Origin of the sequence: Microbacterium sp. (assembly GCF_051860965.1) — a bacterium.
Classification (GTDB): Bacteria; Actinomycetota; Actinomycetes; order Actinomycetales; family Microbacteriaceae; genus Microbacterium.
This window is the reverse complement of record NZ_JBIMKU010000001.1, coordinates 548,798-562,628: the sequence shown is the minus strand read 5'-3', so window position 1 is coordinate 562,628 and position 13,831 is coordinate 548,798. Positions and strand designations below refer to the sequence as shown.

At 69.1% G+C, this 13,831-nt stretch carries 11 protein-coding genes and 1 tRNA gene; 9 read left to right on the top strand and 3 right to left on the bottom strand.

Translation table 11 applies throughout. From position 1 onward, the window contains the following. Positions 1 to 213 precede the first annotated feature (213 nt). Both ACTIFV_RS02645 and ACTIFV_RS02640 read left to right on the top strand, forming a co-directional pair. On the top strand, positions 214 to 852 hold the full coding sequence (locus ACTIFV_RS02645) for a GntR family transcriptional regulator (protein WP_439591199.1): 639 nt from the start codon (positions 214 to 216) through the stop codon (positions 850 to 852). Positions 853 to 877: 25 nt separating this feature from the next. Further along, positions 878 to 1,369 (top strand): GNAT family N-acetyltransferase, encoded by a 492-nt coding sequence (locus tag ACTIFV_RS02640; protein ID WP_439591198.1) that lies wholly within the window; start codon positions 878 to 880, stop codon positions 1,367 to 1,369. An 18-nt stretch (positions 1,370 to 1,387) separates the two neighbouring features. Here the strand turns inward: ACTIFV_RS02640 and ACTIFV_RS02635 are convergent, their stop codons facing one another. The 3 genes from ACTIFV_RS02635 to ACTIFV_RS02625 all read right to left on the bottom strand — a co-directional run bounded on the left by ACTIFV_RS02635 (position 1,388) and on the right by ACTIFV_RS02625 (position 4,867). After that, positions 1,388 to 2,758, bottom strand: a complete 1,371-nt coding sequence (locus ACTIFV_RS02635) for a peptidoglycan DD-metalloendopeptidase family protein (RefSeq protein ID WP_439591197.1) — start codon at positions 2,756 to 2,758, stop codon at positions 1,388 to 1,390. Positions 2,759 to 2,925: 167 nt separating this feature from the next. Further along, positions 2,926 to 3,009 (bottom strand) — tRNA-Leu (locus tag ACTIFV_RS02630). Between the two features lie 79 nt (positions 3,010 to 3,088). After that, positions 3,089 to 4,867 carry a carboxypeptidase regulatory-like domain-containing protein gene (locus tag ACTIFV_RS02625; RefSeq protein ID WP_439591196.1) on the bottom strand — a complete coding sequence of 593 codons (1,779 nt, stop codon included), beginning with the start codon at positions 4,865 to 4,867 and terminating at the stop codon, positions 3,089 to 3,091. 155 nt (positions 4,868 to 5,022) lie between these two features. Between ACTIFV_RS02625 and ACTIFV_RS02620 the strand changes: the two genes are divergently transcribed. From ACTIFV_RS02620 to pknB, 7 genes are read left to right on the top strand one after another with little or no spacing between them, the layout of a single operon-like run. Next, on the top strand, positions 5,023 to 5,763 hold the full coding sequence (locus ACTIFV_RS02620; protein WP_439591195.1) for an FhaA domain-containing protein: 741 nt from the start codon (positions 5,023 to 5,025) through the stop codon (positions 5,761 to 5,763). After that, positions 5,760 to 6,296, top strand: a complete 537-nt coding sequence (locus ACTIFV_RS02615; protein WP_439591194.1) for an FHA domain-containing protein FhaB/FipA — start codon at positions 5,760 to 5,762, stop codon at positions 6,294 to 6,296. Before ACTIFV_RS02620 ends, ACTIFV_RS02615 begins: the two co-directional genes overlap by 4 nt. Positions 6,297 to 6,307: 11 nt before the next feature. Continuing rightward, positions 6,308 to 7,543: a PP2C family protein-serine/threonine phosphatase gene (locus ACTIFV_RS02610; RefSeq protein ID WP_439591193.1), complete on the top strand. Its 1,236-nt coding sequence runs from the start codon at positions 6,308 to 6,310 to the stop codon at positions 7,541 to 7,543. Beyond that, complete coding sequence (locus ACTIFV_RS02605) at positions 7,540 to 8,925, top strand: FtsW/RodA/SpoVE family cell cycle protein (protein ID WP_439591192.1); 1,386 nt, start codon at positions 7,540 to 7,542, stop codon at positions 8,923 to 8,925. Before ACTIFV_RS02610 ends, ACTIFV_RS02605 begins: the two co-directional genes overlap by 4 nt. Beyond that, positions 8,922 to 10,379 carry a peptidoglycan D,D-transpeptidase FtsI family protein gene (locus tag ACTIFV_RS02600; protein WP_439591191.1) on the top strand — a complete coding sequence of 486 codons (1,458 nt, stop codon included), beginning with the start codon at positions 8,922 to 8,924 and terminating at the stop codon, positions 10,377 to 10,379. The genes ACTIFV_RS02605 and ACTIFV_RS02600 overlap by 4 nt, the downstream gene beginning before the upstream one ends. Next, the gene (locus tag ACTIFV_RS02595) at positions 10,376 to 12,082 is read left to right on the top strand and encodes a protein kinase domain-containing protein (RefSeq protein ID WP_439591190.1); all 1,707 of its coding nucleotides are present in this window, start codon (positions 10,376 to 10,378) and stop codon (positions 12,080 to 12,082) included. The genes ACTIFV_RS02600 and ACTIFV_RS02595 overlap by 4 nt, the downstream gene beginning before the upstream one ends. Before the next feature lie 51 nt (positions 12,083 to 12,133). Beyond that, positions 12,134 to 13,828 carry a Stk1 family PASTA domain-containing Ser/Thr kinase gene (gene pknB, locus ACTIFV_RS02590; protein WP_439591189.1) on the top strand — a complete coding sequence of 565 codons (1,695 nt, stop codon included), beginning with the start codon at positions 12,134 to 12,136 and terminating at the stop codon, positions 13,826 to 13,828. The last annotated feature ends 3 nt before the right edge of the window (positions 13,829 to 13,831 follow it).

Sequence of the window (13,831 nt, the reverse complement as noted above, 5' to 3'; positions counted from 1 at the left end):
CCCAAACGTTGCAGAGCGCAGATTCCCATCGGACGCCCGGGCTGAGCCGGAGCTCTAAGCCCGGGCGTCGACGGATCCCCCCGGATAGGCCACGACAAGCGTGACACGCACACTCTACCGATATATCAGTGCCGCGGCGAGCATATGCAGGCGGGAAACCCCCGATACAGAGGTGTATCCGCTCCGCATTCATCGACATACAATTACCTCGTCATGGCCACCCCGCTCGTCCCTCTGAACACGCACGGCACCGTGCTCGGTGACGAGGTCTACCGCGCGCTCGGAGAGGCGATCCTGGACGGAACCCTGCCGCCCGGCGAGCGCCTGCGCGATCACGAGATCGCCGAGCGCCTCGGGGTGTCGCGGACCCCCGTGCGCGAGGCGCTCCAGCGACTCGAGCGCATCGGGCTCGTCGAGGTCTCGCCGCACCGGTACACGCGCGTGTCCGTGCCCGACGAGAAGCTCATCGACGACACCGACGAGTTCGTCGCCTACACGATGGGCAACTGCCTGCGCATCGCGGTCGCCCGCGCCGACGACAGCGTCTTCGCGATGGTGCTGCGCGGCGCTGACGCCGTCGTCGAAGCATCCCTCGCCGACGACCGTCTCGCTCTGATGGAGGCGAGCACCGAATTCTTCCAGCGGGTCGTCCACGCGACCGGCAACGTCGCGTTCCTGACGGTGCTGCGCGAGGCCGAGATGGCCATCCGCCGCAACCTCGCGGGCTGGGCGCCGTTCATCGCGTGCCCCATCACGCGCACCGGGCAGTACGAACTCCTGCGTGAGGCCCTCGCCGCGCGCGACGGCGGTCGTGCCGAGACGCTCATGCGCGAGATCCACGGCTTCGTCTGAGCGGGACTTCGCTACCGTGGTCGCTATGGGCCACATCGAGCTGCGCGACATCGACGACGACGACCTCGACGCCGTCTTCGAGATGATGCGGGATGCCGAGGCCATCGCCCTCGCGACGTTCACAGCCGATGATCCCGACGACCGGGCGGCGTTCGACTCGTGGGCCGGGCGCAATCGCGCCGCGGACGACGTGCTCTACCTGATCGTGACCGAGAACGGCGGCTTCGCCGGCAGCATCGCCGCATTCACCCTCGACGGCGACCGCGAGGTGACCTACTGGCTCGCACGCCACGCGTGGGGTCGGGGGATCGCGACGGAGGCGCTGCGGCTGCTGATCTCGCGCGAACCCGAGCGCCCGCTGTTCGCGCGCGTGGCGGCGCACAACGCCGGCTCGATCGCGGTGCTCGAGAAGAACGGATTCACCGAGGTCTCGCGCGACGTCGCGTTCGCGCCGGGTCTGCGGCGTGACACCGAGGAGATCGTCTACGCATTGCTGCCCGCCCTCGACGGAGCCTGAGACGGCCGCGATCCGTCGCTAGAGGTAGACGCCGCGCGCGGCCATCCATCCCGCGGGGTTGGTCGTCCCGCCACCCGGCGGGTAGACCTCGAAGTGGAGGTGGCAGCCGTAAGAGTTGCCCGTGTTGCCCTCGGCGCCGATCAGCTGTCCGGCGTTGACCCATTGACCGCTCGTCACGAAGATGCGGCTGAGGTGACCGTATCCGGTGCCGACGCCTCCGCCGTGGTTGATGCGGATGTAGTTGCCGTACCCGCTGTACGGCCAGGCCATCGTGACGGTGCCCGATGCTGCCGCGTAGATGGCCGACCCGCAGCCCGCTGCCATATCGGTGCCGAGGTGCCACGAGCTGGAGCAGCCGGTGCCGTTCCCGCACTGCGAGCTCCGCGGCCCGTACCCCGAGGTGACGCGACCACTCGAGGGCCGCGCCCAGCCCGATCCACCGACCGCGCCGCCGCCACCACCGCCGCCGCCGCTACCGCCACCGCTCCCGCCACCGCCGGCCGCCGCCTCTGCCTGCTCACGGGCCTTGCGTTCGGCCTCCTCGCGAGCCAACCTCTCCTGCTCCTTGCGGACGCGCTCACCCTCCTCGTAGGCCGCAACGGTCTTCGAGGTTCTATCGGTGAGTGCCGCGAGCTGCGCCTGCAGCTGACCGAGGTAGGTCTGCTGTGCCTCCAGCGCGGCCCGCGCGTCGTCGGCGGCCTTCTGCGCCGCGATCATCGCCGCCTCGGCGACCTTCTGCAGTCGATCCCGTTCGGCCCGCTGGACCTCGGCCTGGCCACTGAGACCCTTCGCGGCATCCCGCGCCGTGATCGCGTCGGTGTAGACGTCGTTGTTCCGCGAGATGAGCCTGTCCATCGTGCCCAGACGCGCGAGCAGGTCATCGGCATCGACCGCGGAATCGGAGAAGAAGAGCTTGAGGGAAGTGTCGTCACCTCCGTCTCGGTAGACCTGCGCGGCCAAGCGCCCCGCTTTGTCGGCGGCGTCCTTCGCCGTCGCCGCCTGTGCGTCGGCGGCCGCCTGCAGCTGCTCGGCGCGGTACGCGGCCTCGAGGTAAGCCTGCTGCGCGACATAGAAGGCATCGGCGGTCTGCTCGGCGACCAGGTTCTTGGCCGCGACGTCCTCCGTCAGCGCAGCGATGAGCCCCTGGATCCGGGAGACCTGGGCGGCCTTGGCCGCTTGGTTCGCCTTCGCCCTTCTCACCTCGTCCCACGACGGGTAAGCAGCGGCGAATGCCGGCGCGATCGCGGGACCCGCGAGCCCGCCGACGACAGCGAGTCCGAGCACACCGAGACCGATGGCCGAGCGTCGGTTCATCGTCGGCCAGAGCATCCGGCGCTCGCGGGGCGTGGGCGCGCAGCCGCAGTCGTCGGACGTCTGCTGGGGGTCCACCGAAAGCTCCCGGTCGTGAGGACGACGAAGCGCCGCACCGCTGATGGCCACGGATGAGGCCGATCCGCGTCCTACTGTCGCGACCGCGGCAGTCCCGGTAACCAGAAATCGGGAAGAATGCTCGACCAAACGGAAGAGGCCCCCTCTCGGGAGCCTCTTCCATGATGTGCGCGAGGGGGGACTTGAACCCCCACGCCCTTGCGGGCACTGGCACCTGAAGCCAGCGCGTCTACCTATTCCGCCACTCGCGCATGAGCCGGGTTGCAACCCGACTCAACCTCCCGAGGATATCACGCAGGCAACCGCCGCTTTCACCGATCAGGTTCTCGTTCAGCCGACGATGCGGAGGCTCTGCCAGCCCCACCCCACGACCTTGGCCGTACTCCAACCGCCCTGGCCGTTGCCCGGGTAGAGGATGAGGCGGCCGTCACGTTGCTTGCCCATGACGTCCATTGCGCCATCTCCGTCGAAATCTCCGGGCCCGACGATCTCGGTGAAGAATTGCCAGCCCACGCCGATCCGCTTCCATCCCTTCCAGCCACCCCAGCCATCGCCGCTGTACAAGTAGAGGTCGCCGTTTGATCGTCGCCCCATGATGTCGGCGGCGCCGTCTCCATCGAAATCCCCCACCGCAAACACAGAGGTGAATTGCGCCCAGCCGGTGCCGATCTTGCGGGGAAGGAGCCACCCGCCTCCGCCGTTGCCGGGGTAGAGGTAGAGGTCCCCGTTTGCAGCCCGGGCGATCACGTCGGAAGTGCCATCACCGTTGAAGTCCCCCGGAGAGAAGATCGCAGTGAATCCCTGCCATCCGGAGCCGACCACGCGGGCCGTGCCCCATGAGCCCCATGGTGTGCGTGGATAGAGGACGAGGCGACCGTCCGTCGTCCTCGCCAGTACGTCCGTGGCGAGGTTCGTTTCGAAGTCACCGGCCGAGAAGACGCTCGTGAATCCGCCCCACCCCGACCCGTGTACGTACGAACCGTCCCACGAGCCTCGGCCGTTGCCCGCGTAGACGCGCAATGTCCCGTCCGGCATCCGCGCGAGCACGTCCGCGGTTGGCCCCTGGAGGTAATCGCCTCGGACGAACGGTCGGAACGAAGCGGAGAGCCGGAGATCACCACCATCCACCAGATCCACCGGCGGCGAGTATGCGCGGGCGGAGTCACCACCGAAGCGCACGAAGGCGCGATACTTTCCCGGAATCAACTGCGCGGTGGACGTCGCGACGAGCGTCCCATAGCTGTTCTGCGCGGGCGGGAATCCGATAGCGGACACCTGCTGCCAGCGTGGACCGGGGACGAGCTTCTGTATGTCGATCCAGTAATCGCCCGGAGCGAGGCCGGAGCAGCCGTACGTCGAGCACTCGATGGTCACGGTGGTCCGGTTGCTCTTGAACAGGACCATGTCGGCGAGAGTGCGCGAAGTGCCGGGCGAGGTTGTGATCAAAGGGTCGATCGGCCCATAGGGTTCCTGACCGTATCCCTGTGTCGGGTATCCGCTCTTGGCGAAGGTTACCTGAGTTCTACCCGGGGTGAGCCCGACGAGCCGGTAGTAGCCGTTGGCGTCAGACGTGGTCGAGACGCGCGACGGATGGTAACCCCACCACCCCTCGGCGAAGAACTCGGCGGTCACCGTGACACCAGCGACAACGCGGCCGACTGCATCCCTCACCCGGCCGCTCATCACCGCGCTCGGCTCGAGGTCGACGTTCGCGACGACCGGGGCCGTGTTGACCGACAGCCATCGATCGCTATCGCTCGCGCCGACCCCCGAAAGCCATTCGTCGCCGTAGCCGCCACTGCGATGATCGAAACGGACGTCGTAGGAGCCGGGTGCGAGCCCACGAAAAGCGTACGACCCGTCCTCGGACACGGAAACGACGGTATCGACGAACTGCCACGGGTCACCGCCGCTGAACCTGCGCAAAACCACTTCGACGGAGCCAGCGGGAGCCGGATCACCGGCAAGCGTGATGACCCCTGAGATCGTAGTGCCGGTCGCCGCCGATGCCCCGATCGGTGCGGCCGCTGATCCAGTCGCGAGCAGAATGAACGCGAGCCCGATCGATGCGCGGCGAGGCCACTTCGCCGCAGCTGAACTGAGAGCCACCTTGTCTCCTCCGGCCGGGGCGGTCTCCCACGGACCGCTGCGCTGCCGAGCGCGCCTGAGTGCAGTGTAGACGTAGCCACCGGGTCGAGGATCCCGCTTTCCCCAGGCTGTGCAACTAGCATGTACCCACCTGGCCCCCCTGCATGAGGAGCTCCGTGGGACTACTTGACAGCTTCGAGAAGGGTCTCGAGCGCGCCGTCAACAGCGCGTTCGCGAAGACCTTCCGCAGCGGCATCCAGCCCGTCGAAGTCGCGTCCGCTCTGCGCAGCGAGCTCGACAAGAAGGCCGCGGTCGTCACGCGCGACCGCATCCTCGCACCCAACGCGTTCACGGTGCACCTCGCGCCCACCGACGCGGAGAAGATGACGGCGCTCGGGTCGCCGCTGGATGAAGAGCTGCACACCCTGGTGCAGAAGCACGCCAAGAAGCAGGGCTACTCCTTCGCCGGACCCGTCTCGATCGCCCTCGAGAGCGACGACCAGCAGGCGACGGGCACGATCCGCGTCGATTCGACCACCGCCGAGGGGCGGGTCTCGTGGCGCGGCGTCGTCGACGTCGAGGGTCGGCGGCACCCGCTGGTCAGATCCCGCACCGTGATCGGCCGGGGGAGTGACGCCGACATCACGATCTCGGACGCGGGCACGAGCCGCAAGCACGTCGAGATCCTGTGGGACGGCGAGCGCGCGATGGTGCGCGACATGAACTCCACGAACGGCACGCTCCTCAACGGGCGGAAGGTCACCGAGGCGGCGCTGCCGCCGGATTCGACCGTCACGATCGGCCGCACCGACATCGTCTTCCGTGTGGTCGCCCAGTCGGCGCCTCCGAAGCCCTCCCGTCCTGCCCAGGACGTCACGCGCGCATTCGACCTGCGAGACCAGGGGCCGCTGGCGTGAGTGAACTGACCCTGCTGCTGCTGCGCATCGGCTTCCTGCTGCTGCTGTGGTTCTTCGTCTTCGCCGTCGTGTACTCGCTGCGCGCCGACCTGTTCGGCGTGAAGGTGCGGAAGATGCCGGATGCCGCGCCTGCCGCGGCCGCCCCCGTCGCCGCGCCGAGCTCTCCGACACGGGGCGCCACCGCGCCGGTCGTTCCGGCAGCGACCCCGCCCAAGGGCTCGTCCGGCCCCGCGACGACCGATGTCGTGTCGCGGATCGTGATCACGAGCGGTCCGAAGGCCGGCCTCGAGCTGCCGCTGGGCACCGAGCCGCTCACGATCGGACGCTCGAGCGAATCGGGCCTCGTCATCCGCGACGACTACACGTCGAGCCACCACGCCCGGCTCGTGCTGTGGGGCGATCAGTGGATGCTGCAGGACCTGGACTCGACCAACGGCACCTGGCACGACGGCGTGCGCGTCGCCGCCCCCGTGCCGGTGGGCGTCGGCACGCCCATCAAGGTGGGCGCCACGACGTTCGAGCTGCGGAAGTAGCCCCCGCACGCATGGTCTTCCAAGGGTCGAGCACCGCGATCTCGCACACCGGCAAGGTGCGATCGAACAACCAGGACTCCGGGTACGCCGGGTCCAACCTGTTCGTGGTCGCCGACGGCATGGGCGGACACGCGGGCGGCGACGTGGCATCCAGCCTCGCCGTCGGGCGTCTCGAGTCGCTCGACCATCCCTACAGCTCTCCGCCCGAGGCGGAGCGAGCCCTGCGCAACGCGATCACGGACGCCGCGGGTGAGCTCAGCGAGACGGTGCGCGTGCGTCCCGAGCTCGCCGGCATGGGCACGACGGTCTCGGCGCTCGTGATGGTCGAGGACTACGCCGTCATCGCACACATCGGCGACTCGCGGATCTACCTCTTCCGGGACGACGCACTGACCCAGATCACGACCGACCACACCTTCGTGCAGCGGCTCGTCGACTCGGGTCGCATCACGCCCGAAGAGGCACGGTTCCACCCGCGCCGCTCCGTCCTCATGCGCGTGCTCGGCGACATGGACACCGACCCCGAGGTCGACACGTTCATCATGCCGACGCAGCCCGGCGACCGATGGCTGCTGTGCTCGGACGGCCTGTCGGGCGTGGTCGACGATCCGCACACAGCCAAGACGCTCGCGGCCGGACTCGCTCCGGGACGAACGGCCGACAGTCTCTTGAAGCAGGCGCTGGATGCCGGAGCCCCCGACAACGTCACGATCGTCCTGGTCGATGTGGGCGGCCAGCATCCGGTCTTCTCGGGAACCCCGACCATCGTGGGCTCGGCATCGAACCCCGTCGGCATCGAGGTGCCCGCGGCCCGACCCGGCCGCACGAGCTGGCTTCACCCGGGCCGCCAGGCGGCGAACGAGCCGACGCACTTCGAGCCCGCCGCCGAGTTCCTCGAGGAGCTCATCGAGGAGGACGGCCGCCGCGCCCGGCGTCGGCGCATCGGCTGGATCGTCGGCCTCATCCTCGTGCTCGGCCTGCTGACGGCGGGATTCCTCACGGCCTACCAGTGGACGCAGGGGCGCTACTTCGTCGGCGCGGATGAGGACTCGGTCGTGATCTTCCGCGGCATCGCACAGGACCTCGGTCCGATCTCGCTGTCGACCGTGTACGAGGACACCGGCATCCGTCTCGACGACCTCTCGGAGTTCACCCGCGATCGCATCGTGCAGACGATCCCCGCCGGGGACCTCGACGGTGCGCGGCGGATCATCGAATCCATCTCGCTCGCGGGGGGTGCGCCATGACCTCGTCGCCGACCGAGGCGATCGCGGCCGACACCGCCGTCATCCGGGCGCTGCGTCGCATCCGCGTCCCGCAGACGCAGCGCAACCGCGAGCTGGCCCTGCTCGTGTTCGCCTTCGTCCTCAACGGCGGGGCGATCGCGCTCGTGCAGCTGGGCGCGACGGGCGCGCTGGATGCGACATTCCTCTCGCTCTGCGGCGGACTGACGGCGCTCGTCGTCGCGATCCACATCGTGCTGCGCCTCTCGGCGCGCGACGCGGACCCGTTCGTGCTGCCGATCGCGACCCTGCTGACGGGTCTCGGTCTCGCGATGATCTATCGGCTCGACCTGCACTGGGACCGCCACGGGTGGGATGCCTTCTCGACGAGGCAGCTGGCGTGGGCGGCGATCGCGCTGGTGCTGGCGATCGCGGTCATCGTGCTGCTCAAGAACTATCGCGTGCTGTTCCGGTACACGTACCTCTTCGGGCTCGCCGGCATCCTGCTCCTCCTCCTGCCGATCGTCCCCGGCCTGAGCGCCGGCGGCAACGCCGACGTATGGGTCGACCTCGGCATCTTCACCTTCCAGCCCGGCGAGCTGGCCAAACTCGCCCTGGCGATCTTCTTCGCGGGCTACCTCGTGCGCACGCGTGAGAGCCTGACCGCTGTCGGCACCCGATTCCTCGGTCTCACGTGGCCGCGCGCCCGCGAGCTCGGCCCGCTCCTGGTCATCTGGCTCGTCTCGCTGGGCATCATCGTGCTGCAGCGCGACCTCGGCACGGGTCTGCTCATCTTCGGCATGTTCGTCGCGATGCTCTACGTCGCGACCGGCAAGACCAGCTGGGTGCTGATCGGCGTCGTGCTCGCCGCGGCCGGTGCCTTCCTCGCCTCTCGCGTCCTGCCCTACGTCGGTGCGCGGTTCTCGAACTGGCTGGACGCCTTCAACCCCGACCTCATCGACGGCAGCAGCTATCAGCTCGTGAACGGGATCTTCGGACTCGCGCAGGGCGGCCTCATCGGCACGGGTCTCGGGCAGGGCCGGCCGTGGCTCACCCCCGTCGCCGAGAGCGACTACATCTTCCCGAGCCTCGGCGAGGAGCTCGGGCTCGTGGGCGTGTTCGCGATCCTCTGCCTCTACATGGTCTTCACGAGCCGCGGCATCCGCATCGGGCTCGCCGGTCAGGACGACTTCGGCAAGCTGCTCGCCGTCGGCCTGTCGTTCACGATCGCCCTGCAGGTGTTCATCATGGTCGGCGGCGTCACGCGTCTCATCCCGCTCACGGGTCTCACGACGCCGTTCCTCGCGGCGGGCGGGTCATCGCTCGTGGCGAACTGGATCATCGTCGCGCTGCTCCTGCGCATCTCGGACGCCGTGCGCTCCCGACCGAGGGTGGTGATCGGATGACCAAGGAACTCCGACGTCTCAGCATCCTGATGCTGATCATGTTCCTCGCGCTGTTCGGTTCGACGAGCTGGATCCAGGTCGTGCAGGCCGAGGCCCTCGCGGTCAACTCCGCCAACAAGCGCGCCCTGTACGACTCGTACGAGGTGCAGCGCGGCTCGATCATCGCGAGCGGATCCGCGATCGCGACCTCGGTCCCGACGACCGACGTCTACAGCTGGCAGCGCGTCTACACGGACCCCGGCATGTGGGCCCCCGTGACGGGCTTCTTCAATCCCGTCCTCGGATCGCGCACGGCGCTCGAGCAGGCGATGAACCCCGTGCTCAGCGGCACCGGCGGTTCGCAGTTCTTCTCGCGCATCGAGCGGATCGTCTCGGGGCAGCCGCCGCGCGGATCCAACGTCGTGCTGTCGCTGGATGCCACGGCCCAGCGCGCCGCCTACGAAGCGCTCGGCGACCTTCAGGGCGGTGTCATCGCGATCGAGCCGTCGACGGGTCGCATCCTGGCCATGGTCACGAGTCCCAGCTTCGACACGAACGTCCTCGCGTCGCACAACGCGAACGAGGTCAACGCGGCATTCGACCAGCTCGAAGCCGACCCCGGCAAGCCGCTGTCCAACCGCGCGATCGCGGGCGACCTCAACCCGCCCGGATCGACGTTCAAGCTCGTCGTGGCATCCGCCGCCCTCGCCTCCGGCGACTACACGCCGCAGTCGGCGCTGCCGAACGTCGCACGGTACGTGCTTCCCGGCACGAACACCGCGATCTCGAACGCCGGTGGCGGGACGTGCGGTCCGGGGGAGACGGTGACGATCGCCGACGCGCTGCGCCTGAGCTGCAACATCCCGTTCGCCGAGCTCGCGGTCGCACTCGGAGACCAGGCGATCCGCGACGAGGCGCTCAAGTACGGCTTCGACACGTCCTTCACGATGCCCCTCGTCTCGACCGCGTCGACGTATCCGCGTGCCCTGTCGGACGACAAGACCGCCGTCACCGGCTTCGGTCAGGGCGACGTGCGGGCCACGCCCCTGCAGATGGCGATGGTGTCGGCCGGGATCGCCAACGGAGGAATCGTCATGAACCCGATGATGGTGGATCAGGTGATCGGCCCCGATCTGCTCGTGCAGCAGACGTTCGATCCGACCGAGTTCGGCCGCGCGATCGACGAGGACATCGCGTCGGAGCTCGTCGCGATGATGGTCGCCAATGTCAGTGACGGCGCGGCGTCGGGTGCAAGAATAGACGGGGTCGACGTGGCCGGTAAGACGGGCACCGCCGAGAACGGCACCGACGAACCGTACTCGCTGTGGTTCACGGGGTTCGCACCGGCCGATGACCCGCAGGTGGCCGTGGCCGTGGTCGTCGAGAACGGCGGCGGCAGAGGTCAATCGGGCAGCGGCAATGCGATCGCGGCGCCCATCGCGAAGAAGGTCATGGAGGCGGTGCTGGGACGATGAGACCGACACAGGGTGTGACGTTCGGAGGCCGTTACGAGCTGGACTCGCGCATCGCCATCGGCGGCATGGGCGAGGTCTGGGAGGCGACCGACCACGTCATCGGACGCACCGTCGCCATCAAGATCCTCAAAGACGAGTACATGGGCGACCCCGGCTTCCTCGAGCGCTTCCGCGCCGAGGCGCGCCACGCCGCCCTCGTCAACCACGAGGGCATCGCGAGCGTCTTCGACTACGGCGAAGAGGCGGGCAGCGCGTTCCTGGTGATGGAACTCGTCCCCGGCGAGGCCCTGTCGACGATCCTCGAGCGCGACGGCGCGCTCTCGACCGACAAGACGCTCGACATCGTCGCGCAGACCTCGGCTGCCCTGCAGGCCGCGCACGCCGCGGGGCTCGTGCACCGCGACATCAAGCCCGGCAACCTTCTCATCACGCCCGACGGGCGCGTCAAGATCACCGACTTCGGCATCGCACGGATCGCCGACCAGGTGCCGCTGACGGCGACCGGCCAGGTCATGGGCACAGTGCAGTACCTCTCGCCCGAGCAGGCATCCGGACACCCGGCGTCGCCCGCCACCGACACCTACTCGCTCGGCATCGTCGCTTACGAGTGCCTCGCCGGCAAGCGTCCCTTCACGGGCGAGTCGCAGGTCGCCATCGCGATGGCGCAGATCAACGAGCAGCCTCCGCCGCTGCCGCCCACCGTGGCAGTGCCGGTGCAGAACCTCGTCATGGCGATGATCGCCAAGAAGCCCGAGGACCGCCCCGCTTCGGCAGCCGCGGTCGCACGTGCCGCCACGGCCCTGCGCCGCGGCGACCTCGCCGCCGCCGCGGCCGCCGACCCGGCGATCGCGACGGGAGTCGCCGTCGGCGACGACATGACGCAGATCCTCGGAGCCGGCTCCGACACGTCCGCCGCAACGCGGCTCCTGCCGGCGCCCGACGCCGAAGAGGCGACCGAGCCCGAGAAGAAGAAGCGCAGCCCGTGGACGTGGCCGCTCATCGCGCTCATCGCCCTGCTGCTCATCGTGCTCGGCGGCACCATCTGGGCTCTCGTGGCGAACCAGGGCGCGGGTCCCGAGCCGACGGGCTCCGGTTCGTCCTCGTCGACGCCGCCATCGCCGACGCCGACCGAGACGACCCCCGAGCCGACGCCGACGACCGTCGACGTCAACGCGCTCGGACTCATGGGCATGAACTGCGACGATGCCCGCAACGTCGCCCTCGCGGCAGGAATGCAGACCGTCACGTGCGTCGCGGGCCAGCCGGCGACGACGGCCGAAGCGGTGAACACCGTCTACTCGGTCGAGCCGGGCGGCAACGTCCCGAAGGATCGCGAGCTGGTGCTCACGCGCTACACCGATCAGACCCCGATCGGCACGCCGACCGCCGCCGTCATCGAAGGGCTCGATGCGAACGGCAACGTCGAGACGGGCTCCACCCACACGATCAACTGGAGCGCGTTCACGTGCCCTGCCGGGACCGGCTCGGTGAGCAGCTATGAATTCACCGCCACGGGCGGAACCTTCGCCGGCCAGCCCACCGGCACGTTCCCGGGCACCGCGCGGACCGCGCAGCTGCAGGTGACGGGTGCCGACGGCGAGCGCCTCATCATCAGCTACACGGCCGTGTGCACCGGCAGCGGTGTCAACCGCCCGTCGGATCCCGTCGAGACGCAGGCCGGGATCGTCGCTCCGACCCCCTGACGGTCGGAGCCTGCGTCTCGGCTAGTCTGGCTAGGAGTTCAGGGGAGTGATGTGTCAGTTCAGCCGCGCGTGCTTTCGGGACGCTACCGCGTCGATGAGATCATCGGACGCGGCGGCATGGCGACCGTCTATCGCGGCTACGACCTGACCCTCGGCCGCGACGTCGCGATCAAGATCCTCGACAAGGATCTCGCGACCGACAACGCGTTCCGCACCCGGTTCCGCCTCGAGGCGCAGGCCGCGTCGCGCATGGCGCATCCCACGATCGTGCGCGTGTACGACGCGGGCGAGGATGCCGAGACCCAGTCAGACGGGTCGGTGCGACCCGTGCCGTACATCGTGATGGAGCTGGTGACGGGGCGGACGCTGAAGGACGTCATCTCGGCAGGGCCGGTCTCGGCCGAGGACGCCGTGCGCTACGTCGACGGCATCCTCGAAGCACTCGAGTACTCGCACCGTGCGGGCGTCGTGCACCGCGACATCAAGCCCGGCAATGTCATGGTGACGGCCGCGGGGCAGACCAAGGTCATGGACTTCGGCATCGCCCGCGCGGTGTCCGACAGCTCGTCGACGGTCGCCGAGACGACGGCGATCCTGGGCACCGCCGCCTACTTCTCACCCGAGCAGGCCAAGGGCGAACAGGTCGACGCGCGCGCCGACCTGTACTCCGCAGGAGTCGTGCTGTACGAGCTGCTCGCCGGGCGCACGCCCTTCCGCGGTGAGACGCCCGTCGCCGTCGCCTACCAGCACGTGAGCGAGGCGCCGCTTCCCCCCTCCGAGATCAACGAGTCGATCCCGCGTGCACTCGACGCCGTCGCGCTGCGCGCCCTCGCGAAGGACCCGTTCCAGCGGTTCCAGGATGCGGGGTCCTTCCGCGAGGCGCTCGACGCGACGATCGACGGCAAGGCGCCGTCGAAGCGCGCGGTCGGCGCCCTCACCAGCGAGCTGTACGGCCCGAACCCGCGGCAGGCGGCCGAGACGGCGCGATCGCTGCGACAGCTGAGCACCGACACGACGATGAAGCGCACGCAGGCGGGCCCGCCCGTCGCGTGGATCTGGTCGGGCGTCGCGCTCATCGCCGTCCTGTTGATCGCCGTCGTGTTCTGGGTCGTGTCGATCCAGCCTCATAGCGAAGTGCCGTCGGTGTCGCGCATCATCCCGGATCTCAGCGGCATGACGTACGAGCGCGCCGCGCAGGAGCTCGGCGAGCTCGACCTGGCGGCCGTCCGCGAGGACGAGCCCAACGGAGACGTCGCGCCGGGCAATGTGATCCGCACGAATCCCGTGGCGGGCGAGGCCGTGGACGTCGGCTACGAAGTCCGCGTATACGTGTCCTCCGGGCAGGAGCTCGCGAAGGTGCCCACCCTCGAGGGACTGGCGCAGGATGCGGCATCCCAGGCGCTCACCCAGGCCGGCCTCACGCTCGGCACGACCCGGCAGGTGAACGATCCGAACCTGCAGGCCGGCGTCGTGATCTCGGCGGACCAGACGGCGGGTGCCGAGATCCCCGTCGGCACGGCGGTGAACCTCGTCGTCGCGTCGGGGCGCGTGACGATCAACGACGTCGCCGGCTACACCGTCGAAGCCGCGCAGCGTCAGCTCGAGGACCTCGGCCTCGTCGTCTCGACGCAGGAGGACACGTCCTGCGCGGGCGACTCCCCGCCGACCGTCCTGTCGCAGTCGCTCCCCCCGGGCGATGTGCCGATCCGCTCGGCGATCACGCTGACCTATTGCTCCGGCACGTGACCC

What these genes read in the sequence shown, in the direction of transcription:
- ACTIFV_RS02595 (WP_439591190.1), top strand. Translation starts at nt 10,376, where the DNA reads ATGAGACCGACACAGGGTGTGACGTTCGGAGGCCGTTACGAGCTGGAC.
- ACTIFV_RS02610 (WP_439591193.1), top strand. Translation starts at nt 6,308, where the DNA reads ATGGTCTTCCAAGGGTCGAGCACCGCGATCTCGCACACCGGCAAGGTG.
- ACTIFV_RS02600 (WP_439591191.1), top strand. Translation starts at nt 8,922, where the DNA reads ATGACCAAGGAACTCCGACGTCTCAGCATCCTGATGCTGATCATGTTC.
- ACTIFV_RS02640 (WP_439591198.1), top strand. Translation starts at nt 878, where the DNA reads ATGGGCCACATCGAGCTGCGCGACATCGACGACGACGACCTCGACGCC.
- ACTIFV_RS02645 (WP_439591199.1), top strand. Translation starts at nt 214, where the DNA reads ATGGCCACCCCGCTCGTCCCTCTGAACACGCACGGCACCGTGCTCGGT.
- ACTIFV_RS02605 (WP_439591192.1), top strand. Translation starts at nt 7,540, where the DNA reads ATGACCTCGTCGCCGACCGAGGCGATCGCGGCCGACACCGCCGTCATC.